Origin of the sequence: Autumnicola patrickiae, assembly GCF_031846525.1 — a bacterium.
GTDB lineage: Bacteria > Bacteroidota > Bacteroidia > Flavobacteriales > Flavobacteriaceae > Autumnicola > Autumnicola patrickiae.
The window spans coordinates 448,944-474,004 of the sequence record NZ_JAVRHM010000001.1; the positions used below are offsets into that span (position 1 = coordinate 448,944).

27 protein-coding genes and 5 tRNA genes are annotated in these 25,061 nt (G+C 38.2%); 7 read left to right on the top strand and 25 right to left on the bottom strand.

What is annotated here, in order from left to right:
* Positions 1 to 36: 36 nt before the first annotated feature.
* The 20 genes from rplJ to RM549_RS02140 all read right to left on the bottom strand — a co-directional run bounded on the left by rplJ (position 37) and on the right by RM549_RS02140 (position 13,707).
* Positions 37 to 558: a 50S ribosomal protein L10 gene (gene rplJ / locus RM549_RS02045; protein ID WP_311483087.1), complete on the bottom strand. Its 522-nt coding sequence runs from the start codon at positions 556 to 558 to the stop codon at positions 37 to 39.
* 9 nt (positions 559 to 567) lie between these two features.
* Positions 568 to 1,266 carry a 50S ribosomal protein L1 gene (gene rplA, locus RM549_RS02050; protein ID WP_311680175.1) on the bottom strand — a complete coding sequence of 233 codons (699 nt, stop codon included), beginning with the start codon at positions 1,264 to 1,266 and terminating at the stop codon, positions 568 to 570.
* Between the two features lie 19 nt (positions 1,267 to 1,285).
* Positions 1,286 to 1,723 (bottom strand): 50S ribosomal protein L11, encoded by a 438-nt coding sequence (gene rplK / locus RM549_RS02055; RefSeq protein WP_311496159.1) that lies wholly within the window; start codon positions 1,721 to 1,723, stop codon positions 1,286 to 1,288.
* A 75-nt stretch (positions 1,724 to 1,798) separates the two neighbouring features.
* Positions 1,799 to 2,350 carry a transcription termination/antitermination protein NusG gene (gene nusG / locus RM549_RS02060; RefSeq protein WP_311680177.1) on the bottom strand — a complete coding sequence of 184 codons (552 nt, stop codon included), beginning with the start codon at positions 2,348 to 2,350 and terminating at the stop codon, positions 1,799 to 1,801.
* 10 nt (positions 2,351 to 2,360) lie between these two features.
* A complete protein-coding gene (secE, locus tag RM549_RS02065; protein ID WP_311680178.1) occupies positions 2,361 to 2,558 on the bottom strand; it encodes a preprotein translocase subunit SecE in 198 nt (65 codons plus the stop codon).
* A gap of 123 nt (positions 2,559 to 2,681) precedes the next feature.
* Positions 2,682 to 2,754: transfer RNA gene (locus RM549_RS02070), tRNA-Trp, on the bottom strand.
* 62 nt (positions 2,755 to 2,816) lie between these two features.
* The gene (gene tuf, locus RM549_RS02075) at positions 2,817 to 4,004 is read right to left on the bottom strand and encodes an elongation factor Tu (protein WP_311496156.1); all 1,188 of its coding nucleotides are present in this window, start codon (positions 4,002 to 4,004) and stop codon (positions 2,817 to 2,819) included.
* Positions 4,005 to 4,062: 58 nt separating this feature from the next.
* Positions 4,063 to 4,134, bottom strand: a tRNA-Thr gene (locus RM549_RS02080).
* Positions 4,135 to 4,462: 328 nt separating this feature from the next.
* A tRNA-Gly gene (locus RM549_RS02085) sits at positions 4,463 to 4,535 on the bottom strand.
* 137 nt (positions 4,536 to 4,672) lie between these two features.
* Positions 4,673 to 4,754 (bottom strand) — tRNA-Tyr (locus tag RM549_RS02090).
* Positions 4,755 to 4,956: 202 nt separating this feature from the next.
* A tRNA-Thr gene (locus tag RM549_RS02095) sits at positions 4,957 to 5,030 on the bottom strand.
* A 99-nt stretch (positions 5,031 to 5,129) separates the two neighbouring features.
* A complete protein-coding gene (hpf, locus tag RM549_RS02100) occupies positions 5,130 to 5,432 on the bottom strand; it encodes a ribosome hibernation-promoting factor, HPF/YfiA family (protein WP_311680179.1) in 303 nt (100 codons plus the stop codon).
* Positions 5,433 to 5,465: 33 nt separating this feature from the next.
* Complete coding sequence (locus RM549_RS02105) at positions 5,466 to 6,356, bottom strand: tyrosine-type recombinase/integrase (RefSeq protein ID WP_311680181.1); 891 nt, start codon at positions 6,354 to 6,356, stop codon at positions 5,466 to 5,468.
* A gap of 148 nt (positions 6,357 to 6,504) precedes the next feature.
* Positions 6,505 to 6,699 (bottom strand): 30S ribosomal protein S21, encoded by a 195-nt coding sequence (gene rpsU / locus RM549_RS02110; RefSeq protein WP_311483079.1) that lies wholly within the window; start codon positions 6,697 to 6,699, stop codon positions 6,505 to 6,507.
* Positions 6,700 to 7,065: 366 nt separating this feature from the next.
* Positions 7,066 to 8,235 carry an acyl-CoA dehydrogenase family protein gene (locus RM549_RS02115; RefSeq protein WP_311680183.1) on the bottom strand — a complete coding sequence of 390 codons (1,170 nt, stop codon included), beginning with the start codon at positions 8,233 to 8,235 and terminating at the stop codon, positions 7,066 to 7,068.
* A 99-nt stretch (positions 8,236 to 8,334) separates the two neighbouring features.
* Positions 8,335 to 9,198 carry a ComEA family DNA-binding protein gene (locus RM549_RS02120; RefSeq protein WP_311680185.1) on the bottom strand — a complete coding sequence of 288 codons (864 nt, stop codon included), beginning with the start codon at positions 9,196 to 9,198 and terminating at the stop codon, positions 8,335 to 8,337.
* A gap of 13 nt (positions 9,199 to 9,211) precedes the next feature.
* Complete coding sequence (locus RM549_RS02125; protein ID WP_311680187.1) at positions 9,212 to 11,290, bottom strand: amino acid carrier protein; 2,079 nt, start codon at positions 11,288 to 11,290, stop codon at positions 9,212 to 9,214.
* 155 nt (positions 11,291 to 11,445) lie between these two features.
* Positions 11,446 to 11,676, bottom strand: coding sequence for a PspC domain-containing protein (locus RM549_RS02130; RefSeq protein ID WP_311680189.1), 231 nt, complete (start codon positions 11,674 to 11,676; stop codon positions 11,446 to 11,448).
* Between the two features lie 26 nt (positions 11,677 to 11,702).
* Positions 11,703 to 12,971: a DUF2851 family protein gene (locus RM549_RS02135; RefSeq protein WP_311680191.1), complete on the bottom strand. Its 1,269-nt coding sequence runs from the start codon at positions 12,969 to 12,971 to the stop codon at positions 11,703 to 11,705.
* A gap of 46 nt (positions 12,972 to 13,017) precedes the next feature.
* Entirely contained in the window at positions 13,018 to 13,707 is a 690-nt protein-coding gene (locus tag RM549_RS02140) for an SGNH/GDSL hydrolase family protein (RefSeq protein WP_311680193.1), read from the bottom strand.
* Between the two features lie 222 nt (positions 13,708 to 13,929).
* On the opposite strand from RM549_RS02140, the gene RM549_RS02145 reads away from it, so the two are divergent.
* Positions 13,930 to 14,178 carry a hypothetical protein gene (locus tag RM549_RS02145; RefSeq protein WP_311680195.1) on the top strand — a complete coding sequence of 83 codons (249 nt, stop codon included), beginning with the start codon at positions 13,930 to 13,932 and terminating at the stop codon, positions 14,176 to 14,178.
* A gap of 415 nt (positions 14,179 to 14,593) precedes the next feature.
* On the opposite strand, the gene RM549_RS02150 is transcribed toward RM549_RS02145, so the two are convergent.
* Positions 14,594 to 15,574: a PLP-dependent cysteine synthase family protein gene (locus tag RM549_RS02150; RefSeq protein ID WP_311680197.1), complete on the bottom strand. Its 981-nt coding sequence runs from the start codon at positions 15,572 to 15,574 to the stop codon at positions 14,594 to 14,596.
* Between the two features lie 103 nt (positions 15,575 to 15,677).
* Positions 15,678 to 16,910, bottom strand: coding sequence for an ABC transporter permease (locus RM549_RS02155; RefSeq protein WP_311680199.1), 1,233 nt, complete (start codon positions 16,908 to 16,910; stop codon positions 15,678 to 15,680).
* Between the two features lie 9 nt (positions 16,911 to 16,919).
* Here RM549_RS02155 and RM549_RS02160 point away from each other — a divergent pair, with 9 nt between their 5' ends.
* Positions 16,920 to 18,158, top strand: a complete 1,239-nt coding sequence (locus RM549_RS02160) for an exo-beta-N-acetylmuramidase NamZ family protein (RefSeq protein ID WP_311680201.1) — start codon at positions 16,920 to 16,922, stop codon at positions 18,156 to 18,158.
* Here the strand turns inward: RM549_RS02160 and RM549_RS02165 are convergent.
* On the bottom strand, positions 18,155 to 18,649 hold the full coding sequence (locus RM549_RS02165; RefSeq protein ID WP_311680202.1) for a YkgJ family cysteine cluster protein: 495 nt from the start codon (positions 18,647 to 18,649) through the stop codon (positions 18,155 to 18,157). The two genes, RM549_RS02160 and RM549_RS02165, sit on opposite strands and share 4 nt — an antisense overlap.
* An 11-nt stretch (positions 18,650 to 18,660) precedes the next feature.
* Between RM549_RS02165 and RM549_RS02170 the strand changes: the two genes are divergently transcribed.
* Complete coding sequence (locus RM549_RS02170) at positions 18,661 to 19,374, top strand: class I SAM-dependent methyltransferase (RefSeq protein WP_311680204.1); 714 nt, start codon at positions 18,661 to 18,663, stop codon at positions 19,372 to 19,374.
* Between the two features lie 46 nt (positions 19,375 to 19,420).
* Positions 19,421 to 20,230 carry a hypothetical protein gene (locus tag RM549_RS02175; RefSeq protein ID WP_311680206.1) on the top strand — a complete coding sequence of 270 codons (810 nt, stop codon included), beginning with the start codon at positions 19,421 to 19,423 and terminating at the stop codon, positions 20,228 to 20,230.
* Here RM549_RS02175 and RM549_RS02180 read toward each other — a convergent pair.
* Both RM549_RS02180 and recQ read right to left on the bottom strand, forming a co-directional pair.
* Entirely contained in the window at positions 20,209 to 20,481 is a 273-nt protein-coding gene (locus RM549_RS02180) for a hypothetical protein (RefSeq protein WP_311680208.1), read from the bottom strand. The genes RM549_RS02175 and RM549_RS02180 overlap by 22 nt on opposite strands.
* A 101-nt stretch (positions 20,482 to 20,582) precedes the next feature.
* Complete coding sequence (gene recQ, locus RM549_RS02185) at positions 20,583 to 22,781, bottom strand: DNA helicase RecQ (protein ID WP_311680210.1); 2,199 nt, start codon at positions 22,779 to 22,781, stop codon at positions 20,583 to 20,585.
* Between the two features lie 83 nt (positions 22,782 to 22,864).
* Here recQ and RM549_RS02190 point away from each other — a divergent pair, with 83 nt between their 5' ends.
* The 3 genes from RM549_RS02190 to RM549_RS02200 are packed head-to-tail and all read left to right on the top strand — an operon-like array spanning position 22,865 to position 25,024.
* Positions 22,865 to 23,830, top strand: a complete 966-nt coding sequence (locus tag RM549_RS02190; protein WP_311680212.1) for a KpsF/GutQ family sugar-phosphate isomerase — start codon at positions 22,865 to 22,867, stop codon at positions 23,828 to 23,830.
* Positions 23,830 to 24,681, top strand: a complete 852-nt coding sequence (gene tatC / locus RM549_RS02195; protein WP_311680214.1) for a twin-arginine translocase subunit TatC — start codon at positions 23,830 to 23,832, stop codon at positions 24,679 to 24,681. Before RM549_RS02190 ends, tatC begins: the two co-directional genes overlap by 1 nt.
* Positions 24,671 to 25,024 (top strand): carboxymuconolactone decarboxylase family protein, encoded by a 354-nt coding sequence (locus RM549_RS02200; RefSeq protein ID WP_311680216.1) that lies wholly within the window; start codon positions 24,671 to 24,673, stop codon positions 25,022 to 25,024. Before tatC ends, RM549_RS02200 begins: the two co-directional genes overlap by 11 nt.
* Positions 25,025 to 25,061: the final 37 nt, after the last annotated feature.

Here is a 25,061-nt window from a genome sequence, read left to right on the forward strand (position 1 = left end):
TCTTTAATTTATAATTGTTAAAAAGTGCGTACGTAATTATCCTTCTTTTTCAGAAAGGGTTTTCAGAATTCCGGCTATTTTACCGCCACCAGATTTAAGTGCTGAAACAACATTTTTAGCAGGTGATTGCAACAATCCGATAATATCTCCAATAACTTCTTCCTTAGATTTGATATTTACAAGGGCATCCAGGTAATTATCGCCTACATAAACAGCTTCCTCTACAAAAGCTCCTTTAAGAAGAGGCTTATCAGATTTTTTTCTGAATTCTTTTATAACTTTTGCCGGAGCATTTCCGGTTTCAGATAACATTATTGAGGTATTGCCTTTAAGCACTGATGGGAGATCAGCAAAATCCTTATCAGTTGCCTCCATGGCTTTCGCTAATAATGTATTTTTAACTACCGATAGCTTGATATCTGCCTTAAAACAAGCTCTTCTTAAATTAGAAGTAGCTCCAGCGTTTAATCCAGAAATATCTGCTAAATAGATGGTTGGAGAATCAGCTAACTGGGCAGTTAAATCTTTTATTACTTGTGATTTTTCTTCTCTTGTCATAATAACTTATTATTGCTCAGTAAACCTTTTAGTGTCAATTGCCACACTCGGGCTCATGGTGCTAGCCATATAAATACTCTTTATATAGACACCTTTGGCAGCCTGAGGCTTCAACTTTACCAGCGTAGTTAATAATTCTCTTGCGTTCCCAGCAATTTTTTCAGCATTAAAAGACGCCTTACCAACTGCAGCATGAACAATACCTGTTTTATCAACTTTAAAGTCAATTTTACCAGCCTTAACATCAGATACTGCTTTTCCAATATCCATAGTTACTGTACCGGTTTTTGGGTTAGGCATTAAACCTCTTGGACCAAGAATTCGACCAAGTGGACCTAATTTACCCATAACACTAGGCATTGTGACAATAACATCAACATCTGTCCAGCCACCTTTGATTTTATCAAGGTATTCATCCAATCCAACAAAATCTGCACCGGCTTCTTTTGCTTCCTCTTCTTTATCTGGAGTTACAAGCGCAAGGACCTTTACATCTTTACCGGTACCGTGAGGAAGTGTTACCACACCTCTTACCATTTGATTTGCTTTACGGGGATCTACGTTCAAACGAACAGCCAAATCCACAGAAGCGTCAAAGTTTTCGTTGGAAACTTCTTTTATTAAAGCTGAAGCTTCTGCCACCGAGTAAAGCTTACCGCTTTCGATTTTAGATTGCGCTTCTTTTTGCTTTTTAGTTACTTTTGCCATTTCTTAATTTCTTTTAGGATTAAAACGGTGCGCTACCTTTTACAGTTATTCCCATTGAACGTGCTGTTCCGGCAACCATCTTCATAGCAGACTCTACAGTAAATGCATTTAAATCCTGCATTTTATCCTCTGCAATAGCTCTAACCTGATCCCAAGAAACACTAGCTACTTTTTTTCTGTTAGGTTCTCCCGAACCTTTTTTAGATTTAGATGCTTCCAACAATTGTACTGCTGCAGGCGGAGTTTTGATAACAAAGTCAAAAGACTTATCACCATAAACTGTAATCGCAACAGGCAACACTTTACCTTGTTTATCCTGTGTCCTGGCATTAAATTGCTTACAGAACTCCATGATATTAACTCCGGCAGCACCTAAAGCAGGTCCAACTGGTGGTGAAGGGTTAGCAGCACCTCCGCGAACTTGTAGTTTTACAACTTTACTTACTTCTTTTGCCATTTTCTAAATTTTTAGGTGATAGTTTGTTAGAGTGGAAGCTTTAAAAAACTATCAAAAAATATGTAACAAATATTGTTATACTTTTTCTACTTGCATGTAGCTCAATTCCAACGGTGTTTTTCTTCCGAAAATTTTCACCATTACTTCGAGCTTACGTTTTTCTTCATTAATCTTCTCAACAGTTCCATTAAAGCCGTTAAAAGGACCATCAATTACTTTTATAGTTTCACCTATAGTAAATGGTATAGCAACATTATCTGACTTAACAGAAAGTTCATCTACTTTACCTAACATCCGGTTAACTTCAGATTTTCTAAGAGGCACAGGATCACCACCTTTAGTTTCTCCAAGAAAACCTATCACACCATTTATACCTTTAATAATATGAGGAATTTCCCCTATAAGATTTGCCTGCACCATAATATACCCCGGAAAGTAAACACGTTCTTTGTTAACTTTCTTTCCGTTTCTTATTTGTATAACTTTTTCGGTTGGAACAAGGACCTGGTCTACCTGATCCTCCAGGCCGTGGTGAGCAATTTCTCTTTCTATATAATCCTTAACTTTATTTTCCTGACCACTAACGGCACGAACAACATACCATTTTTTATCCTTTACCTCTGTCATTTGTAGTTTTTTATGATTTAATCCATTCGAAATACTGCTCAATTACAGAGCTAAACAAAGAATCAACACCCCAAACTGCCAATGAAAAAATAATGGAAAATACAGCAACCAAGATGGTTAAGCGTTGTGCTTCAGGCCAGCTTGTCCAGGTAACATGGTTTTTTAACTCGTTATAAGATTCTGATATGTAATTAACAATTCCTGCCATTTCTTGATTTATTTGCTCGGATTGAGAGACTACCTTCGACTTCTCTCAGGACAGGCATCTCGCCATATTTTTTTCTAGATATCCTGAAAATAAAAATCCAATAAAGGAAATATTTTCTTTTTGCACGGGTTGAGAGACTCGAACTCCCGACACCTGGTTTTGGAGACCAGTGCTCTACCAACTGAGCTAAACCCGTAGATATATAAAGGAAGGTACCCCGATTTGACGCGGGATACCTTTTATATAATCAATTATAAATTAATCTAGAATCTCGGTAACCTGACCAGCACCTACAGTTCTACCTCCTTCACGGATAGCAAAACGAAGTCCCTGGTTCATAGCGATAGCCTGGATTAACTCAACAGTAATTGTAAGGTTATCACCTGGCATTACCATCTCAACTCCTTCAGGAAGGCTAATTGTTCCTGTCACATCAGTTGTACGTACGTAGAACTGTGGACGGTAGTTGTTATGGAATGGAGTGTGACGTCCACCTTCTTCTTTTTTAAGGATATAAACTTCAGCCTTAAATTTAGCATGAGGAGTTACAGAACCCGGTTTAGTAATTACCATCCCTCGTGATATTTGAGATTTCTCAATACCCCTAAGAAGAATACCAACGTTATCTCCAGCTTCACCTCTATCCAATATCTTACGGAACATTTCAACCCCAGTAATAGTAGAAGTAAGTTTTCCAGCTCCCATACCAATAATCTCTACAGGATCTCCGGTATTAGCAACACCAGTTTCAATACGTCCTGTTGCTACAGTACCACGACCTGTAATAGAGAAAACATCTTCGATAGGCATCAAGAAAGGCTTATCAACATCACGCTCAGGCAGTTCGATCCAGCTATCTACAGCTTCCATCAAATCAAGAACAGTTTTAGACCATTTCTCATCCCCTTCTAAAGCACCAAGAGCAGAACCTGAAATTACAGGACCATTATCTCCGTCATACTCATAGAAAGAAAGAAGATCTCTAACCTCCATTTCAACCAGCTCAAGAAGCTCCTCATCATCAACAAGGTCAACTTTATTCAAGAATACAACGATTCTTGGAATACCAACCTGACGACCTAAAAGGATATGTTCACGTGTTTGTGGCATAGGACCATCTGTCGCCGCAACCACAAGAATAGCACCGTCCATTTGAGCAGCACCAGTAACCATGTTCTTCACATAATCGGCGTGACCAGGACAGTCAACGTGAGCGTAGTGACGGTTTGCAGTTGAATACTCTACGTGTGAAGAGTTAATGGTAATACCTCTTTCTTTTTCTTCAGGAGCATTGTCAATTTGATCAAAAGCACTCGCTTCTGAATAACCAGCATCAGCCATTACTCGTGTAATCGCTGCAGTTAAAGTTGTTTTTCCGTGATCTACGTGTCCAATTGTCCCAATATTAAGGTGCGGTTTGGAACGATCATAAGTTTCCTTTGCCATAATTAATACTTATTTATTCTTAGTTATATATTAGTGTTCAATTTTATACAAAAACAAGAGCCAACGACGAGAATTGAACTCGTGACCTCTTCCTTACCAAGGAAACGCTCTACCCCTGAGCTACGTCGGCTTTTAAAGGGGCTTTTTTTCAATGCCCCGGCTCACAATCCATTTTTCTGTAAACAACAAAAATAACCCCAAACCTCGCTAGGTCTTTAGGTTAAATTTAATCTACAACAACACAGAAAGCATCACTACCTTCTGTTCTTAAATCCTGAGCCTGCAAATAAACAAAACAGAAAAACAAACTCTTAATCATTCCTTTTCCCGAAATAGTTTTGAAGAAAAAATTAAACTCTCCGTTAAATTTTCACCTCTTCACAAAGCCATCACGAACTCAAAGTTCCAGACTTTCTAGAATGAAAGGCCGCTCTTTATGCACACCTCTCCTCTAATTGAGCGGGAGACCGGGTTCGAACCGGCGACATTCAGCTTGGAAGGCTGACGCTCTACCAACTGAGCTACTCCCGCATTTCCATATTACGATTTTCATCATTGGGATTACCTAGCTACGCTCGATGATCCGTTCGGGTGGCCCCGAACACAAATTTTAAATTTGCAGTTTTACAAAAGCAAGCTTTTGACAACCGCTTCATTTAAAATTTTTGTGGGGAGAGCAGGATTCGAACCTGCGAAGTTAAAAACAGCAGATTTACAGTCTGCCCTCGTTGGCCGCTTGAGTATCTCCCCAATTTAATATTTCAGTATTTCATAGAACCAAAGCCGTTTTACCGACTCTGCTTTATGATGGTATTTTTTGCGGCTGCAAATAAATATAATTTTACAGTACCATCCAAAGCATTTGACCAAAATTTTTCAGAACTTTTTTTTAGCTAATTTAAAATCAGCTTCTTAAAACAAAAGTTTTTATAATAAAACTTCAAAATTTCAGAGCCGATGGAGGGACTCGAACCCACGACCTGCTGATTACAAATCAGCTGCTCTAGCCAGCTGAGCTACATCGGCCTTTTCACTATTTTCTTCAATAAAAAAGCCCGCTATTTCTAACGGACTGCAAATGTAATTAAATTATTTATTTCTCAAAACATTTAAATAAAAAAATACTTAAACATGAGTACTCATTTTTTCTTTTCGTTTAATTAGTTGCCGCTGCAGGGAGCTAACGCATTCATCAACACATTCTTCAAACTTTCTACAGGTCTTTTTCACCATGATGTCACCCCCGGGAATGCTTAGTAAAATTTCAGTTATTTTATTTTCCTTGCCACTCGTATTCTGAACCTTCAGATAAACATCTGCAAATACAATTTTATCATAGTAGTTCTCTAATTTATCTAATCTCCTTTGGATAAAATCTACCAGTTTCTTATCAGCATTAAAGTTGACGGATTGCACATTTACTTTCATCTCCTATAAAATTTAAGTTAAACAATAGTCGGTTTAATCTTTCTTGTTCCTGGGATGGGCTAATTGGTGCACTCTAGACAATTCTGCAATGTTATTATGGGTATAAACCTGCGTTGACGCAAGACTAGAATGACCCAACAACTCTTTTACAGCATTTAAATTAGCACCCTGGTTCAATAAATGAGTCGCAAATGAATGTCTTAAAATATGTGGACTCTTCTTTAGCTTACCAGAAACCTTACTAAAGTAATTATTAATAAGCCGATAAACAAAACTTTCATAGAGTTTCTTCCCTTTATCAGTCAAGAAAAAATAGTCCACTCCGGTATCCCCTGCCACGACTACTCTTTTATCCAGGTAAGCTTCCATACTTTTAAGAACAGAGGGTAATAATGGCAAATATCGCTCTTTGTTCCTCTTACCTAAAACCTTTAACATTCGGTTCCGGACATCTACATCCTTAAGCTGAAGTTGTATTAATTCAATACGCCTGATTCCAGTAGAATAAAAAAGTTCAACAATAAGCTTGTCACGAGCACCAGCAAAATCATTAGCCTCAAAGGTATCCAGCACATTCTCCACCTCTGTTTCCGAAAATGGAATCTGCACCTTCCCACCAGTTTTTAAAGCTCTATGCTTTGCCAAAGGTGAAAACTCTATGTGTTTGGCTTTAAGAAGAAAACGGTAATAAGCTTTTAAAGAAGATATTTTCCGATTTATACTGCGGTTGGATATTCCGCTGTCAACAAGATTAACTATCCAATTCCGGATTTCCTGATAACTTACCTCGGCAATATTCTCCTCCTCGTATTCCTGAAGGATAAATTCTGAAAAAGACTCCAGATCCTTTTTATAAGCCTTTACAGTGTGAGCCGAATAATTCTTTTCAAGCTGAAGATAATCAAGAAACTGAGGATAAGACATAAAAAAACTGTTGGTAAACAAAGTTATAAAACTTTAATTTACCAACAGTTAATATATTCATACCAAAGAAGCAGGACTTCCAAGGCTTTTAATCATTCCTCTCTAAGAGAAAGAAATACGAAATAGTTTCTGCAACGCAGAAGTTACTCTAGATCTCTTCCTGATCTCTTAGATGCTGAATATATTCAGCTTTTTGGATTTGAGCCCTACGTTCTACTGACGGCTTTGTGAAATGTTGACGGCTTCTCAACTGACGCATCGTTCCGGTTTTATCAAACTTTCTCTTAAAACGCTTCAGCGCTCTATCAATATTTTCTCCGTCTTTTACTGGTATTATTAACATAGTGTCACCTCCTTTCTTTAAAAATTATTTAAGGCTGCAAATATAGATCATTTATACAAACCCGCAATTATTATTTGTTTTATTTTCGATCCTTTTTACTTAAAAGTATCGAAAAAGGTACCACAAATCGATATTTGACTTTTTTGAGCATCCTCTAAATTAAAATCAAATTGAATGCTGAACTTTAAATTTTGAATTAAAAACCATTTCAAAAGGAACCTCTAGAGTTACTGAAGATCGAAAATTGGCATTTTTGGTCACCCTCTTTTGTAAATAATTCTAAATATTTAGATTTTGAAATAGTCCAGATAATGACTCACAACAATGACACCATAAAAGAGAATTCAGCACTTTGAACTCCAAAATCTACTTCGCTGCCGGCTTATACTCCTTTTTGTCAATTACCATTTTAGCAATAATTTCTTTTAAAATTTCAGAGGTACCGCCGCCAATAGGGCCCAATCTGCTATCCCTAAAAAGCCGGGCAAGGGGATAATCTTCCATATAACCATAACCTCCCAGCATCTGCAATGCATCATAAATCACTTTATCTGCCATTTTTGTAGATAACAATTTAGACATACTGGCTTCCTTTACAACGTACTGACCTTCTCCCAGCCTCTTCGCTATAGAATAATTAAATTCCCTGCACATTTCTACTTCGCTGGCCATTTCGGCCACTGTATGTCTTAAAGCTTGAAATTTATTTATGGTTTTTCCAAAAGCTTCCCTTTCAGACATATAATTTATCGCATAATCCAAAGCATAATCTGCACGGGCATGGGCATTTACTCCCATGATTAGCCTTTCCATCGCAAAATGCTGCATGATGTAAGAGAAACCTTTATCTTTTTCACCCATTAGATTTCCAACCGGGATCTCCACATTATCAAATGACAATTCCGCAGTGTCAGAAGCCCTCCAGCCCAATTTGTCAAGTTTTGTAGCTGAAATTCCGGGCGTATCACGATCCATAATAAAGATACTCATCCCTTTGTCACCCTTCTCCGGACTTGTTTTTGCAGCAACCACAAGATAATCTGAATATACTCCGTTAGTTATAAATGTTTTAGATCCATTTATAACATATTTATCATCCTTTTTGACTGCCGTAGTCTTCATTCCGGCCACATCAGATCCTCCAAAAGGTTCTGTAATACAAAGACAACCAATTTTGTCTCCATTTATACTAGCCGTAAGATATTTCTCTTTAATTTCTTGATTACCCTCGGCTTTAACATGGGTCATTGCCAGGTAAGCATGCGCCCACATTGCTGCAGCAAACCCTCCGGAGTCAATTTTTTGCAATTCTTCCAGGAAAATAATCGTATAGAAAATATCGAGATTTAATCCTCCAAATTCTTCTGGCTGATTTAGACCAAAATAGCCCATTTCCCCAAATTTCTTCCAGATAAACCTTTCAATTGTACCGGTCTCCTCCCATTTATCTATATGCGGAACTACCTCCTTCTGAAGAAAATCCTGAAAGCTTTTTCGAAAAAGTTGATGCTCCTCTGTAAAATATATATTGTTCATAGTAACTCATTTCATAGACTTTAGTTCCTAAAGAAGCAAAGTCAAACAATCCCGCCCCATAAGAAGAGGTGAGAACTACCGGGTTAACATTTATTTATTTTAATCCAACGTCAAATATAATTTAATCCTGTCAATTTTGTCTGATGGAAATTCGTTTATTTTAGACAGCTCTTCAAAAGACGCTATTCCTTCGTGCAGTTTACGATAATTGACAATTTCCCTTGCCAATTCATAATTAAAATAAGGGATTTCAGAAAGCTCAATGACTCCAATAGTATTTATGTTCTTCTGAAGAAAATCCGGAGCATCAATAACCCTGTAGTTCCGAAGCAAATTTTCTCTTGCTTCATAGTTAAGACCGTAAATATCCTTTAACTGAATATCATCCATAAAGCCGCCAATTTTACTTCTATAGTTGACAATACGCGCTGCCAGAACTTCCCCAATACCATTCACCTCAATAAGTTCCTCTACTGAAGCGGAGTTAAGATCTTTTGTTGCGACAGGTCGTATTCCTGCGGAAATTACTCCGGAAGCTTTTCTTTCTTTTACCCATTCCGGAAATTTAAAATAAGGAGAAAGTAAATTTAATAAAGAATCTGAAACTCCTGTAACCTCCTGAAAATCTTCAGCAGAATTTATCCATTTTCCAGCTTCCCGAAAGCGTAATAGTCTATCAATTTCATCGGTTGACATTCCCAGGGTATAACCCTTAAAGTCGGTTATATAATTCGGATTAAACGGAAAATTTCTCACAGAATCATTCTGTACACGCGCGAGCTTTATAGAATCCAATCTCACTTGATAAAGCTGTATTTCTTCTGAAGAAAGAGGCGCCTCTTCAGCATTAGAAGAAAAACTCACAGTCAAATAGATGATCTGCAGAACGACAATACTACATACCAAAAGAAAAATCCCATTTCGTTGGCTTCTATTGAAAACAAAATGGGATTTAAATTTCATTATGTAAAAAGACTTAGGTGGTCTTAGGCTTGCCATCCTTAGTGAAAAGTTCTCCGGCTTTTAACTTCCTGAAGTATTCTTTTAAGTCTGTACGTACTTCCCCTGACATTATATATAAACCTATAATATTAGGAAAAGACATTGCCAGAATCATCATATCTGAGAAATTTAAGACAGCTCCCAAACTCACTGAAGCTCCAAGAACTACAAAAACAAGGAAAAGAAGTTTATAAACCAATTCCGTTCTCTTACTTTTTCCAAATAAGTACGTCCATGATCTCATCCCGTAGTACGACCAGGAAATCATTGTTGAGAAAGCAAAAAGAAATACTGCCAATGCGAGTACATAAGGAAACCAGGAAATTACACTTGCAAAAGCTTCAGAAGTAAGTTGAGCCCCTCCTATTCCTTCTACTTCATGCATTCCGGTAAATATTAGAACCAGCGCCGTTAAAGTACAAACAACAACGGTATCGATAAATGGTTCAAGTAAGGCAACAAAACCTTCAGAAGGCGGATTATTTGTTTTGGCGGTACTGTGGGCAATAGCAGCAGAACCTACACCAGCCTCGTTCGAGAAGGCTGCTCTCTGGAAACCTACAATCATAACTCCAATTATACCACCTTTTAAGGCAGATGGACTAAAAGCTCCATCAAAAATCGCACTAAATGCAGGGCCAATATTTTCAATATTAATACCAATTACAATTAAAGCTCCCAAAACGTAAACACCAGCCATAAATGGCACAACCTTACCGGTTACATTGGCAATACTTTTAATACCTCCAATAATTACAACTCCCACAAGAACGGCAACTACCAATCCAAACCAGAACCCGTTTCCTGCAAGCCAGGAGAATTGTCCTTCCAGAATTTCAAAAGACTGGTTGGCCTGAAACATGTTCCCTCCACCAAAAGAGGCACCTATACCAAGAATTGCAAAGAATCCCGCGAGAAATTTCCCAAGGCCTCTCATATTTCGCTTTTCCAACCCGTAACGCAGATAGTTCATTGGTCCTCCAAAAATCCTACCTTCAGAATTAATAAAACGATATTTTACACCCAAGGTACATTCTACAAATTTTGAAGACATGCCGAGCAAACCTGCTATGATCATCCAGAAAGTAGCTCCGGCACCACCAAGCGAAACAGCCACAGCTACACCTGCAATATTCCCTAAACCAACAGTAGCCGAAACTGCTGTTGTTAATGCCTGAAAATGGGTAATACTTCCCGGAGCATCGGGATCATCATATTTACCCTTTGCAAGTTCCAGGGCATGCTTAAATCCTCTGATATTTATAAAGCCCATTCTAATAGTAAAAAATGCAGCTCCAAAAATCAGCCAAACTACAATAAACGGAATATCATTCGTCTGAGGATCGCCGTTGGGGTGGGCCAGAATAACCGGCTCATCATATTCAATTTCAGCTAAAAAATGCGCACCGGTTTCTATAAGGTCCTGTGCATTTTCATAGTCGTAAATTACATTACCTTCCTGCACCAGGTATCTAACATTCCCGCTTGCCTCTGCATAAACGTTGGTATCACCTTCCTTTGCGGAAGTAACCACAGCTATTTGATCCCCATTATTCACATGGGCACCTTCTTCAACCAGCCATTCCTTTAAAACGTATTTATTTTGGATATTTGGTTCCCACCCCGGAGTCGCCACTCTTTTCACATCAGAGTATACAACAGGGTCATAAATTCCTATGGCAGAAAAAGGGTCCCAGAAAAGAATTCCTGTCATTTTATCCACAATGGGAACAAAAGCTCCGTTAAAATGTTCTGTGATAGCTTCTGCTTCTACAGTGTAATTTACTGTTCTCGTGTTATTATTACTGTCCGTAATTACTATTTCATAAGGAATACCTTCTACCAATCCCTCGGCACGATTGGATTCCAGAGGAGTGCTTCGATTAGACCATTTGTAGGAATAGGGAGGAGTTCCTCCTGACACTTCAAGAGCAATAAACCCATCATTGATTATATTGGAAGGATTTCCTAATTCGGCATCTACTTCAAGTTCCTGAGCAAATCCTGTTAAAAGCGGCAATAAAAGAATGAACGAAAGCAAGTACTTTCTCATAAGGTCAGTAAAGGTTTAGATAAGTTATTTTTCCGCGGAGCAAGATGCTAAAAAATTAACCCTTTTCAAATTTTTACAAGTTAAATTCCAAAGAAATTGTTAAAGAATAGATCTCTGGATTTACACTTCCAGCCTCCTCTAACGAAGTTAATCAGCTAAAGATCAAAAACCGAAGTTCGTTTTGTATAAACCAAATCCTTCAGCTTTAGCCAGAAAGCCAAAATTAGATAAAGAACAAAACCAATTCCAACAGTAAAAAAAGAAGCGTAAATAAAGAAAAGCCTTACACTTTTAGCGCGCATTCCTATTTTATCGGCAAGACGGGAAGAAACATAAAATCCATGTCTCTCAAAAAAATATCTTGTATTAGATATAAAGCTGTGCATGAGGCAAAAATAGTAATTATTTTAATCTATTGTAAAAGATTGAGTCCCAGTTCACATTCCATACACCTGTTTTTGTCGCAGTAGTTCTTTTTTAAATGCAGTAATGCCTGGGAATGTAGCGCATCTGCCGGAAGATCTGGTTTAAAGTCATAGAACCTTGAAACTACAGCATTTTCTTCGGCTATTAATGCTCGGGCAAGTTCGACAACAGATTCTACAGACACTCCCACTTTGCTTGCATAGACAAAATTGAAAGGAACAATAGTATTGATCATGATTAAATTAATGAAATTTGCCGTGGTTTTTTTCCTCCGCTCCCGATGCTTCCGTCCAAAACTATAATGACTTAACCAATATCCATCTACCTCAACCTGAAACTTCTTCACCAGGTTTAAAAGGTTGAGAGGATTTGTTACTTCCATAAATAAATTGTGTTGCGAAGTGTAAACTTCTGCTAATTGCACCAACCGTATTGTTGGAAAATTATCGGGACGGAGCCTGAAAAATTTTGGTTTTAACACGCAGGAATTATCCAGGGAATATTTATGCTTCAGATATTGAAAATTATTTTTCAACTCCTGAAAATATGGATCTTCACATTTACCATCCAACAAACCTGCCTGCCCCAGTAAGAGCGATTGCAGTACAACCTTATCTCCTGAGTTCTTCTTAATTATTTTAAAATCGAAGCTTCGGGCTATGCTAAGGAAAGCTTCTCCATTTACATTTAGACCAAAATTCTTCGCGAGCAGCTGAAATAATACTGCTTCCCAGTCATTCCCTGATTTCTCAAGAAGTTCAGTTATGAGTAAGGATTTTTCCTCCAATCTTTCAAAATACAGCCTTTCAAGCCATCGCTCTATCTGGAACTGATCTATTTCAGGAAAAGAGTTTTCACAATTTATCCATTTCTTATTATTAGAGCTAAGGCGATAATACTTTTGAAAAACAGCCAGATCCACCAAAGCTTCCAGCTCTAAAGTTGGAATTGGTGCACTATCTTTTCGGAAGATATCGACATCGTGTTGCCAGACTACGTGCAGGATAACATTATCGTAATTTTCATCTGTTTCATGATGATGCGCGTACCAATCTGAAGACTTAATATGTATCTCAACATTTCCAGCCCATAGTTGATCTCCTACTCTTACTTTTGCATTAAAGAAATCAGGACCGGAAAGCTTGTTATGAATACCAGCTTCAGAAATTACAATTTCTTCCCCATCGGTTGTCCTGGCCTCATGAAATTTAAACTTTTTAAATTTCCAGAGATAATGTAAAAAATCTTCCTGCATGCACTAAAAATAACAAAAATATCTTTCTGAAAATCAAGCACCTATATTATTTCGGAAGTTTTTTTACAATTTCAGCAACAATATCCTCAACCCAGTATCTATACATCAATCCACTGGGATGAAGCCCATCCTGAGCAACCAAATCTGGGTCACTTTCAGCTTCCCTGGAAACTGGCGTTATATTATAAAAATCTACTTCATAATCTTCAGCTACCTGTCTAAACACAGCATTATACTCGTCGATCTCTTCAGAAATAACTTCAGCATTCGCCTCTCCAAAAGGGGTAGCACCATAATCTGGAATACTCAGGGCAAAAACTCCATTCTCTCTAGTTTTACTATGATTTATAGCTTTCCTAAACACTTCCCTCAATTCTATTTCATATTCATCAATAGGTTTATTCTGATATTGGTTATTTACTCCAATTAAGATAGAAACCAGATCAAAATCCCGCTGCACATTAAGTTCACTCTCAATTCCGCGTAATAAATCTTCTGTGGTCCAGCCGGTCTGAGCTATAATTTTTGGCGGGGCAACTTTATAACCTCTTTCTCTCAGAGCCTCTACTAACTGCACCGGCCATCTTTCATCCACCTCTACACTTTCCCCTATGGTATAAGAATCACCCAGCGCGAGGTAACTGTAATTCATGTTATTGGAATTGGCAGTATCTGAAGTTGAACTACAGGCAGTTAAAAGAAATAAGCTTAGCAGGAAAGTAAATATTCTACTCATGGGAAAAATTTAAATCCAAATTAACTTATTTCACAGCAATTAAAAACTTTTTAATTACCTAAATTCATATAGCTCTAGCCATCAGAAAGCAACACATACCAGCAAACAACATCTTTCTTGTCCTTCCCAGACAAGTTAAACTTTCTGTAAAAACAACAAATTATTTTGAAAGGAATACAGGCTTTAAGTATCTTATAAAAGATATTTCGCAAAAATAAATTAATGGAAAATCCGGAAGAAAAAAACAACACCCCGAAACCCGATCCGGAAAAGAGCAGGGAAAAGATTTTAAGGCAGGAAAGAACCAGCCGGAAGTCTACCGCATCTGGTGAGAAGGCAAAAGAAACTTCATATAGAGATCACAAAAATCCTTTTATAAGAGCGATTTCCAGAACCGGCTATACTGTCTGGGTCATCGGGATGGCCATCGCACTGGTGTTGGCTTTTATTGTTTCGGTAGCTTTGCTATGAGAATTCTGCACATCACCTTTGCTATATTTGTACTAATTTTCCTTGCATTCGAAACTCTAAAGAGATCAGGAATTTCTTTCCCCGAATGGACAACCTCCTATCTTAATGATTTTCTTTGCATGCCTATCGTATTGACCATCTGCCTAAAAGCTATCCATTATATAAAAAGAGACGCTTCTATTAAATTAAGCCTGCCTCTCATTTTATCGATCACTTCCTTTTATGCCATATATTTTGAACTAGTGCTCCCGAAAATAAGCACCCGATATACTGCTGATTTTCTGGACGTAATAGTATATTTTGGCGGTGCTTTCCTTTTCTATTTTTTACAGCAGCTTAGCTTTAGGAAATCTCGCAAAAAACAAAAAGCTGCCTAAACACAGACAGCTTTTTTATTACTCTTTAAATTCGAACTTTAGTCCAAATATCCTTTTTCCCGCATCCAGTCATCATTGAACATTTTTCCAACATAGCGGCTTCCGTGGTCATGGAATAAAACCACCACCACATCATCTTTCGTGAAATGTTCTTTTAACTGAAGCAGTCCTTTTGCTGCAGCCCCTGCACTGTTTCCAAGAAAGAAACCTTCCTCTTTTGCCAGTTTTTGAGTATAAACTGCGGCATCCTTATCTGTCACTTTTGTAAATCCATCAATTATACTGAAATCAACATTTTTAGGCAGAATATCCTCCCCAATTCCTTCAGTTACATAAGGATAGATTTCATTTTTATCAAATTCTCCAGTTTCGTGGTACTTTTTAAATACGGAACCATAAGTATCAATCCCCCAGACTTTAATATCCGGATTCTTCTCCTTTAGATATCTTCCAACTCCAGAAATTGTTCCTCCTGTTCCAACACCCACCACAAAATGAGTTACTTTCCCATCGGTCTGTTCCCAGATTTCAGGACCAGTGGTTTCGTAGTGCGCCTTTGTATTAGCAAGATTATCGTACTGATTCACATACCAGGAATTCGGAGTTTCTTCAGCAAGTCTTTTGGATGTGGAGTAATAAGACTGCGGATCCTCTGGTGCAACATCTGTTGGACAAACCACTACTTCACTTCCAACGGCCTTCAAAATGTCTATTTTCTCCTTACTTTGCTTGTCTGAAAGCACACAAACCATTTTATAGCCCTTCACAATGGCGGCAAGGGCGAGTCCCATCCCGGTATTTCCCGAAGTTCCTTCTATTATGGTACCTCCCGGCTTCAGTAAGCCTTTTTCTTCAGCTTCTTCTACCATTTTCAAGGCCATACGGTCCTTTACAGAATTCCCGGGATTAAAAGTTTCGTATTTGGCGAGTACAAGTGCATCAATATCCTTGGTGATTTTATTCATTTTCACCATCGGCGTATTTCCAATTGTTCCTAGTATATTTTCTTTATAGTCCATGCTTTTTCTTTAATTCGGCAAAGGTAAAAAATTGCACCCGAACCCGAATGTTTTGTTTCTAAATCCGCAGAAATATCAGCAAAATGTATTCCGATATTTAGAATTATTCAAATTTCATAGCTTTAACCGGTGAAATTTTCGAAATAATTACTGAAGGTATCAACAACATAAGCATACATAATATCAATGTACCCAGATTTACCGCCAGGATATAATCCCAATGAAGATAAACTGGAACTTCGGTTACATAGTAGGTACGTGGATCCAGCGGAAAAAGTTTAAAATATTTCTGAAGGGCCAGCAGACCAATCCCAATTAGATTCCCCCAGAACAGTCCCTGAAAAATAAGGTAAGCGGCATTGTAGAGAAAGATTTTTCTTATCATCCAGTCTGTACTTCCTAACGCTTTCAGCACCCCAATCATTTGCGTTCTTTCAAGAATAAGGACCAGTAAAGCAGTAATCATATTAATCCCCGCTACAAGGATCATAATTCCTATAATAAGGGCGATGTTAAAATCGAACAGGGAAAGCCATTCAAAAATCGCGTAGTACTTCTGAGTAATTGTCTGCGTATCCAGGAAAGAATCTGTATTTTCATATACTTCATTACCTTTCCTATCAATTTCATCAAAATTCTGTACGAAAACTTCAAAATTCCCCACCTCATCATCTTCCCACCTGTTCAGGCGCTGAATATGCCTGATGTCGGCAATCATATAAAGCTCATCAAATTCCTGAAAACCCGAATCGTAAATTCCTGTAATTTTAAAAGCACGTAATAGCGGGCGCTCATTATCTGCCCTTAAAAAATATGTAGGCGCCTGATCCCCCACTTTAAGCTGAAGGCGGTTCGCCAGATAATCTGAAATCAGAACCTGATCATTCAAAGTACTGTCCACAGCTGGCAATTTCCCTTTTACCAGAAATTCCCTAAAATATTCCCAGTTATAATCCTCACCAACTCCTTTTACAATTACTCCTTCAAAATCTGTTGCAGTGCGTATTACCCCGAATTTTGTAGCGACAGCCTGAATATGGCTAATTCCGTCTACTGTTTCAAATTCCGGATAAAAATCCTGGTTTGTGGAAACCGGTTCCAGCGTAACCTGTGAACTGTTATTGTCGTAATTTGAAATATTGATATGACCGTTAAATGCGGCAATCTTATCCCTGATTTTATCCTGAAGCCCGAGTCCGGTAGCGAAAGAAATCAGCATCATTATTACACCAATAGCAATAGCAACCACAGCTATTTTCATTATAGGTGCAGAAATGCTACTTTTATACTTTTTGGTGCTAATAAGCCGTTTTACAACGAAAAACTCGAAATTCAAACCAGTTACATGATTAATAGGTTATTCAAAAGTACATTTTTATTCGTTCTTATTGCTTTTCTTTCCTGCGGAAACACAAACAATAAGCCGAAAATTGCCAAAAATAAGGTGCCTCTAAATTCAGAAGAAAATAGCATTTCTTCAGAAGAAATTGTGTTGGCAGCAAACAGGAGTGCTACTTATTTACCTATACTTGAAGGGAAAAAAGTCGGCATAATTGGAAATCAGAGTTCACTAATTAAGAAAAAAGATCAAACATATACTCATTTAGTAGATTCGCTGCTGACTCTAAATGTCGACGTACAAAAAGTTTTTGCTCCGGAACATGGTTTTCGCGGAGATGCAGATGCCGGCGAAGCTGTTAAGGACGGAAAAGATCCCAAAACCGGACTTCCGGTAATTTCGCTCTACGGAAACAACAAAAAACCTTCGGCAGCGCAACTGGAAGGGCTTGATATTCTAATTTTTGACCTTCAGGATGTTGGAGCAAGATTCTACACCTATATCTCTTCCCTGCATTATGTAATGGAAGCTGCCGCCGAAAATGACATTCCGCTACTCGTTTTTGACCGTCCAAATCCCAACGGAAATTATATTGACGGGCCAATCCTCGAACCTAAACATCAAAGTTTTGTGGGAATGCACCCAATACCGGTAGTTCACGGACTCACAATGGGAGAATATGCACAAATGATCAACGGAGAAGGATGGCTTAAAAACGGAGTAAAAGCCGATTTACAGGTAATTGAAATGGAAAATTACGATCATTCAAAAAGCTATGCCCTTCCTGTAAAACCTTCGCCTAACTTGCCAAATGAACAATCCATCCAGCTTTACCCTAGTCTGTGCTTTTTTGAAGGTACCAATGTGAATGCTGGCCGGGGAACAGAAAAACAATTTCAGGTTTATGGATCGCCTTTTCTGGATAAGGAAGTTTACAGTTTCAGCTACACACCAGAATCAATGCCCGGTGCTAAAAGCCCCAAACATCTTGGAAAAACATGTTTTGGAGAAGACCTGAGCGAAATTGAAATTCCGGAGAAAATTAACCTGGAATGGCTAATTGGAGCTTACGAAAATACTTCAGATAAAACTAAATTCTTTAATTCCTTCTTTACAAAACTTGCGGGTACAGAAAAACTTCAGCAGCAAATAGAAAGCGGACTATCAGCCGAAGAAATAAGGGAAGGCTGGGCAGAGGGTTTAGAAAAGTTTCAGCAAAAGAGAGAGCTGTATTTAGTCTATTAAGATTTTATCCTCGCCTTCATTTTCTCAACTATATTGTAGGCAGCAGGACAAATAGCAGTATTTTTAATTGTTAAATTGGAGATTTTGTGAAAATCCTTTCTGTCGGTATGTGGATATTCGCGGCAGGCTTTTGGGCGCACGTCATAAATAAGACAGTAATTATCCGCGGCGAGAAAAGCACACGGCACTTCCTGCAGCACATAATCTTTATCCTCATCTACCCGCAAATATTGCTCGATAAACTGCTGCGGCTTCAGCTTTAAATGCTTACTTATTCGTTCAATATCTTTATTGGTAAAAAGCGGACCCGTGGTTTTGCAGCAATTAGCACAATCAAGACAATTTGTTTGCGCAAACTCTTCCTCATGTAAATCCTGCATCTGCCTGTCCAAATCCTTCGGCGGTTTCTTTTTAAGCCTGGAGAAAAACTTTTTATTTTCCTTATGCTTATCTTTGGCCTTTTCCGAAAGGTTCTCTAAAATTTCCTGCATAGCGCAAAGATATGAATAACAAGCACAACGATATATTCGGAAAAGCAATTTCCGCATTTTTTCACCAAAAGGATGAGACAGATATCACTGTACATTCACCAGATTTTGATGATGATGTGATTCCCGTGCCTTACCTGTTTCGAAACTTCAGCGAGATGCCCGAAATTGAACAGGAAGCATTAAAAGCCTGCTTTGGAAAAGTTCTTGACGTAGGTTGCGGTGCAGGCAGTCATTCGCTTTATCTTCAGAATAAAAAGAAGTTGGAAGTCACCGCTATAGATACTTCTGAAGGTGCTATCGAAATTTGCCGATTAAGAGGAGTGAAAGATGCGCGGAACCTCAACTTTTTCAACATTGAAGATCAAAAGTTCGATACGGTGCTGATGTTAATGAATGGCACAGGAATCATCGGAAACCTTAAAAACCTGAATTCCTTTTTTAAACATCTTGAATCCATTCTGAATCCTGGCGGACAACTACTAATAGACTCTTCAGATCTCAGTTATTTGCAGGATGAAGATGATGAAGACTTCGGAAACAAATACATTGGAGAACTTCAGTTTCAGTTAAGTTACAAAGGTGAAAAATCTGAATCCTTTGACTGGCTGTACATAGATTTTGATTCCCTGAAGCATATTGCTGATTATAATAATTTTGACTGTGAATTGTTAAAAAATGGGCCTCATTATGATTATCTGGCAAGATTACAACCAAAGAGTAAGTAATTTTATATTTTAGACCGCCCTTAAGTTATAACATCTACTTTAGAAAATGTATTCTAGAAAGAAAAAATTAACCTGCACAAGGTCGAAGATCAACAAGTTTTTTCTTCTCCTTTCCCTGTTGTGTTTAAGCGTTTCCTGCAGTACAGAGGAAGACAACGATCTTAGCGATAGAATAGACAAAAGCGTAAACCTGCGCGGCCTTGGAGAGTCTGCCAGGGAACTTTTAAGCGACGAGGAATTTAAATCCATGAATGTGGAAATGGTTTACGTAGAAGGAAATCAACCTACAGAAACTGCAATTGCCACTTTTAAAGCTTTCCTGGAAGGACGAACTTTTAAGCCGGACGGTATAAATATCTCCCTACGCGCTGTTCCTTCTTCGGGAAAAGCTCCTTTTTCTATTGAAGAAATTGTTGAAATTGAGAAAGAAACCCGCACGGTTTATAATGCCGGTGACGAAATTGCTGTTTTTATTTATTTTGCAGATGGCAGCCATGAAAATGATGAAAACAATAAATTTACCCTGGGATCGGCTTTTAGAAATACATCAATGGTTATTTACCAAAAAACCATAACCGACTTCTCCTCAGGAATTGGCTCCCCTTCAAAAAGTACAGTTGAAGCTGCTGTTTTAAATCACGAATTTGGTCATTTATTCGGACTCGTAAATATAGGGACAGAACTTCAATCTGATCATGCAGACCCTGAAAATGATGGCCATTGCAGCAGTGCTGGCTGTTTAATGCGTTCTTCTATAGAGTTTGGAAGTGGTATTTTGGAATTAATAGACGAAAATGGCGTCCCCGAAATTGATTCAGAATGTATAAGGGACCTTCAGGCTAACGGAGGTCGATAATTGCCATTTTTAAGGTCATACTTTTCTGAAGCATTTAAATTATAAAGACGATAGTTGCCATTCTTGAAGTTAGCTTTTCTCAAGCTATTTTTGATAATTGATAATTGATAATTTGGAAATTTGGGTACGGTGTAATTTGTATAGTGTATAATGTATATTGCTGATTTCTTCACATTCTGCAGCTCGATAATTGGCATTTCAGAGGTCACCTTTTTCAAAAACTTTCCAGACTGAAGATCGATATTTGCCATTTTTGAGACCAAACTTTTCAGAAGATACGAAAATCAAAAAAAAAAGAAATTGGCCTGTTTAGCGCACTTTAACAAACTCTTCACTCTTCACTCTTCACCAATTAATTAGCAACTTCACTTATAAATTTAATCCGGTAAAGACGCAGTTCCTCGTCATCATAATCGCCGTCGAATTCCTCTAAAGCATCGTCAATTTTATCAGTTTCGGCTTCGAGAAAATATTCATGGATTTCTTCCTGCTGGTCTTCATCTAAAATATCCTGAAGATAATAATCAATATTAAGCTTGGTTCCGCTATAGACAATAGCTTCCATTTCCTTAATAAACTCGTCCATTGCCATTCCTTTAGCTGAAGCAATATCGTCTAAGGGCAATTTTCGGTCTATACTTTGGATAATGTAAAGTTTGAGTGCAGAATTTGCTCCGGTAGATTTCACTACAAGATCGTCTGGGCGTATAACATCGTTTTCTTCCACATACCGCTCGATAAGCTGAACAAACTCCTTCCCGTATTTCTTAGCTTTTCCTTCTCCTACCCCGTAAATATTTCCCAATTCTTCAACGCTAACAGGATATTTTAAAGCCATATCCTCTAGCGATGGATCCTGAAAAATCACAAATGGAGGTAGCCCCATTTTCTTCCCGATTTTCTTCCTGAGATCCTTCAGCATATTTACAAGTTGCTGATCTACTGCGCCGCCTGCTTTTTTTGATGCTGAAGGTACCGCCTGGGTGGTACTGTCGAAAATATGATCCTCCGTCATCATAAAAGATGATGGCTGCTGAAGGTATCCTTCCCCTGCGGGAGTGATTTTAATTACTCCGTAGGTTTCGATATCCTTTTTCAAATAACCTTGCACCAGCGCCTGACGTATTAGCGCCATCCAGAATTTACTGTCCTTATAACTTCCTTTTCCAAAAAGAGGATGTTCATCTGTACGATGGGAGGTAATCATGGCATTGGCTTTCCCCTGCAAAGTTTTTACAAGATCTTTCGCTTTGTAAAGCTCTTTTGTTTCTTTTACTGTTTTAAGCAGTAATATCACTTCCTCTTCCGCCTCTACCTGCTTTTTGGGGTAACGCACATTATCGTCCATAGTGCCACCTTCCCCGGTTTCCTGATCAAATTCTTCCCCGAAATAATGAAGAATGAATTTTCTTCTGGAAATAGAAGTTTCAGCATAAGCAACGATTTCCTGCAAAAGGGCGTGGCCAATCTCCTGTTCTGCAACTGGCTTGCCGCTCATAAACTTCTCAAGCTTTTCAATGTCTTTATAGGAGTAAAATGCGAGACAGTGTCCCTCTCCTCCATCACGACCTGCGCGACCGGTTTCCTGGTAATAACTTTCTATACTTTTTGGAATATCATGGTGGATCACAAAACGCACATCGGGCTTGTCGATTCCCATCCCAAATGCTATAGTCGCAACCACGACATCTATATCCTCCATAAGGAACATATCCTGATGCCTGGACCTGGTTTTTGCTTCAAGACCAGCATGATATGGCACAGCACTAATTCCATTCACCTGAAGTGTCTGGGCCAGTTCTTCAACTTTCTTCCGGCTAAGACAATAAATAATACCTGATTTTCCTTCGTTTTGCTTTACAAAACGAATAATATCGGCATCAACATTTTTTGTTTTCGGCCTTACTTCATAATAAAGATTAGGCCGGTTAAAACTTGCCTTAAAAGTTTTGGCGTCTGTTATTCCAAGGTTTTTAAGAATATCTTCCTGCACCTTTGGAGTTGCTGTGGCCGTAAGGGCGATAATTGGAATATTGTCACCTATTCGTTTTATGATGCTCCTGAGATTGCGATATTCCGGTCTAAAATCATGTCCCCATTCACTTATACAATGAGCTTCGTCTATTGCTAAAAAGGAAATTGTCTGCCCCCTTAGAAATTCTACATAATCCTCCTTAGTAAGGGATTCAGGTGCTACATAAAGCAATTTTGTAATTCCATTACTTATATCTTCCTTAACCTGTCTTACTTCAGTTTTATTTAAGGAAGAATTTAGAACGTGGGCTACTCCGTGTTCCGAAGAAATCCCGCGAATTGCATCTACCTGATTTTTCATTAACGCAATTAATGGAGAAACCACGATTGCTGTTCCGTCGGCAATAAGGGCCGGAAGCTGGTAACACAATGATTTCCCTCCGCCCGTTGGCATTACCACAAATGTATCCTTACCTTTTACGATACTGGTAATTACCTGTTCCTGAAGTCCTTTAAACTGACTGAATCCAAAGTATTTCTTCAGCTGTTGATGTAAATCAATTTCCGTCAAACTCATTCAATTGTCTTACAATTTTATATACATTTGCAATACTAAATATACATATTTCTTTAGTACTTACAATTCATAACTCATCTAATTTGAAACTTCAAGAGAAAATTCTTACAGCTGCAAAAGAGACTATTTCTACCGAAGCCAAAGCAATTGCCAATTTAGAAAACTTAATAGATGATGAATTTGTTAAGGCTGTAGAAACGATTTATAATTCCACCGGAAGGGTAATTGTTACCGGAATAGGAAAAAGTGCAGTTATAGGTACTAAAATCGTTGCTACACTTAACTCTACCGGAACGCCTGCGGTTTTTATGCATGCCGGTGATGCCATTCACGGTGATCTTGGTACGATTCAAAAAGAGGATATAGTTCTTTGTATTTCCAAAAGCGGAAACAGTCCCGAAATAAAAGTGCTGGTGCCCTTTATTAAGAATTTTAATAACATCCTCATGGCAATTACCGGTGACAAATCTTCTTTTCTAGGGCAGGCAGCAGATTTTGTCCTTAATTCTTACGTAGAGAAAGAAGCTTGTCCGAATAATCTTGCACCTACCACAAGTACGACTGCTCAATTGGTGATAGGTGATGCTGTCGCGATTTGTCTCCTGAAGTTAAGGGGGTTTTCAAAAAAAGATTTTGCTAAATATCATCCCGGTGGTTCGCTTGGCAAAAAATTATATTTACGTGTCAGCGACATTACTTCGCAAAATCAAAAACCCGAAGTCGCCCCAGATAGCAACCTCACTGAAGTTATTTTGGAAATTTCAGAAAAAATGCTGGGGGTAACCGCAGTTATTGAAAATGAAAAAATTGTTGGTATTATTACAGATGGTGATATTAGGAGAATGATCAGGAACAATGAAGAAATTAAAGACCTCACCGCAAAAGATATAATGAGTGCAAACCCAAAACTCATTAACTATAATGCATTAGCGGTTGATGCGCTGGAAATTATACAGGAAAACAAGATCTCCCAATTACTTGCCGCTGAAAATGGAAAATATACAGGAGTGGTACACCTTCATAACCTAATTCGCGAAGGAATTTTATAATGAAAAAATTAGCTTCACCTCAACCTGAACAGGAACATGAGATGTCCTTTCTGGATCATCTTGAAGACCTGAGATGGCACCTTATACGGGCAACACTTGCGGTTCTTATAGCAGCGGCAGCAGCCTTTCTAGCAAAGAGCTTTATTTTTGACGTCCTGCTTTTTGGACCGAGCAAGGGTAGCTTTTTCTCGTACGACATGCTCTGCCGGATTTCTACATTTGTAGGAATCGATGGCGGATTTTGTTTCGACGACATGCCCTTCAGGATACAGAGTAGAACAATGGGGGGACAATTTTCAGCACATGTATGGACCTCTATAACAGCAGGTTTTATTGTCGCATTCCCATATGTAATCTATGAATTCTGGAAGTTCGTAGCCCCGGCAATGCACGACTATGAAAGAAAGAATGCAAAAGGATTTATTTTCATCTCCTCCCTGCTATTCTTTATTGGCGTATTGTTCGGATATTATGTAGTAACTCCTTTATCCATAAATTTCCTTGGAAAATACCAGGTAAGCGAAACTGTTTTTAACGATTTCGATCTTAGTAGCTATATCAGTTTGGTTAGGGCATCGGTCCTCGCCAGCGGACTGATTTTTGAACTGCCAATCGTTATTTATTTCCTTACAAAAGTAGGAGTGGTAACTCCAGATTTCCTCAGAAAGTATAGAAAATACGCCCTGGTTATTGTATTAATACTTTCGGCAATTATTACTCCGCCGGACATTGTAAGTCAGGTAATTGTAGCTATTCCGGTTCTTATTTTATATGAGGTAAGTATTTTTATATCGAAGGTGATTTATAAAAGAGAATTAAAAAAATTAAAGAAAAATGGTTATGGCCAATAAAGTAGAAGAATTTAATTCATACCGTGAGCAAATGAATGATAAAATCCTGAATGAGAACAACAAAGTTCTTAAAAGGATTTTTAATCTGGACACCAATGCTTTTACAGAAGGTGCTTTGGACAAGAAAACAAAGGAACTGCTTGGCTTGGTTGCCTCTCTGGTTTTAAGATGTGATGATTGTGTTAAATACCACCTGGAATCCAGCTATAAACAGGGTGTGGCCCGCGAAGAAGTGATGGAAACCTTAAGCATAGGAACCCTGGTTGGAGGAACTATCGTAATTCCTCATTTGCGAAGAGCTTTTGAATACTGGGAAGCACTGGAAGAAGCTAAAGAAGAATAACATTTGGTACAATTAGTGCTTCAATTAGGATTAAATA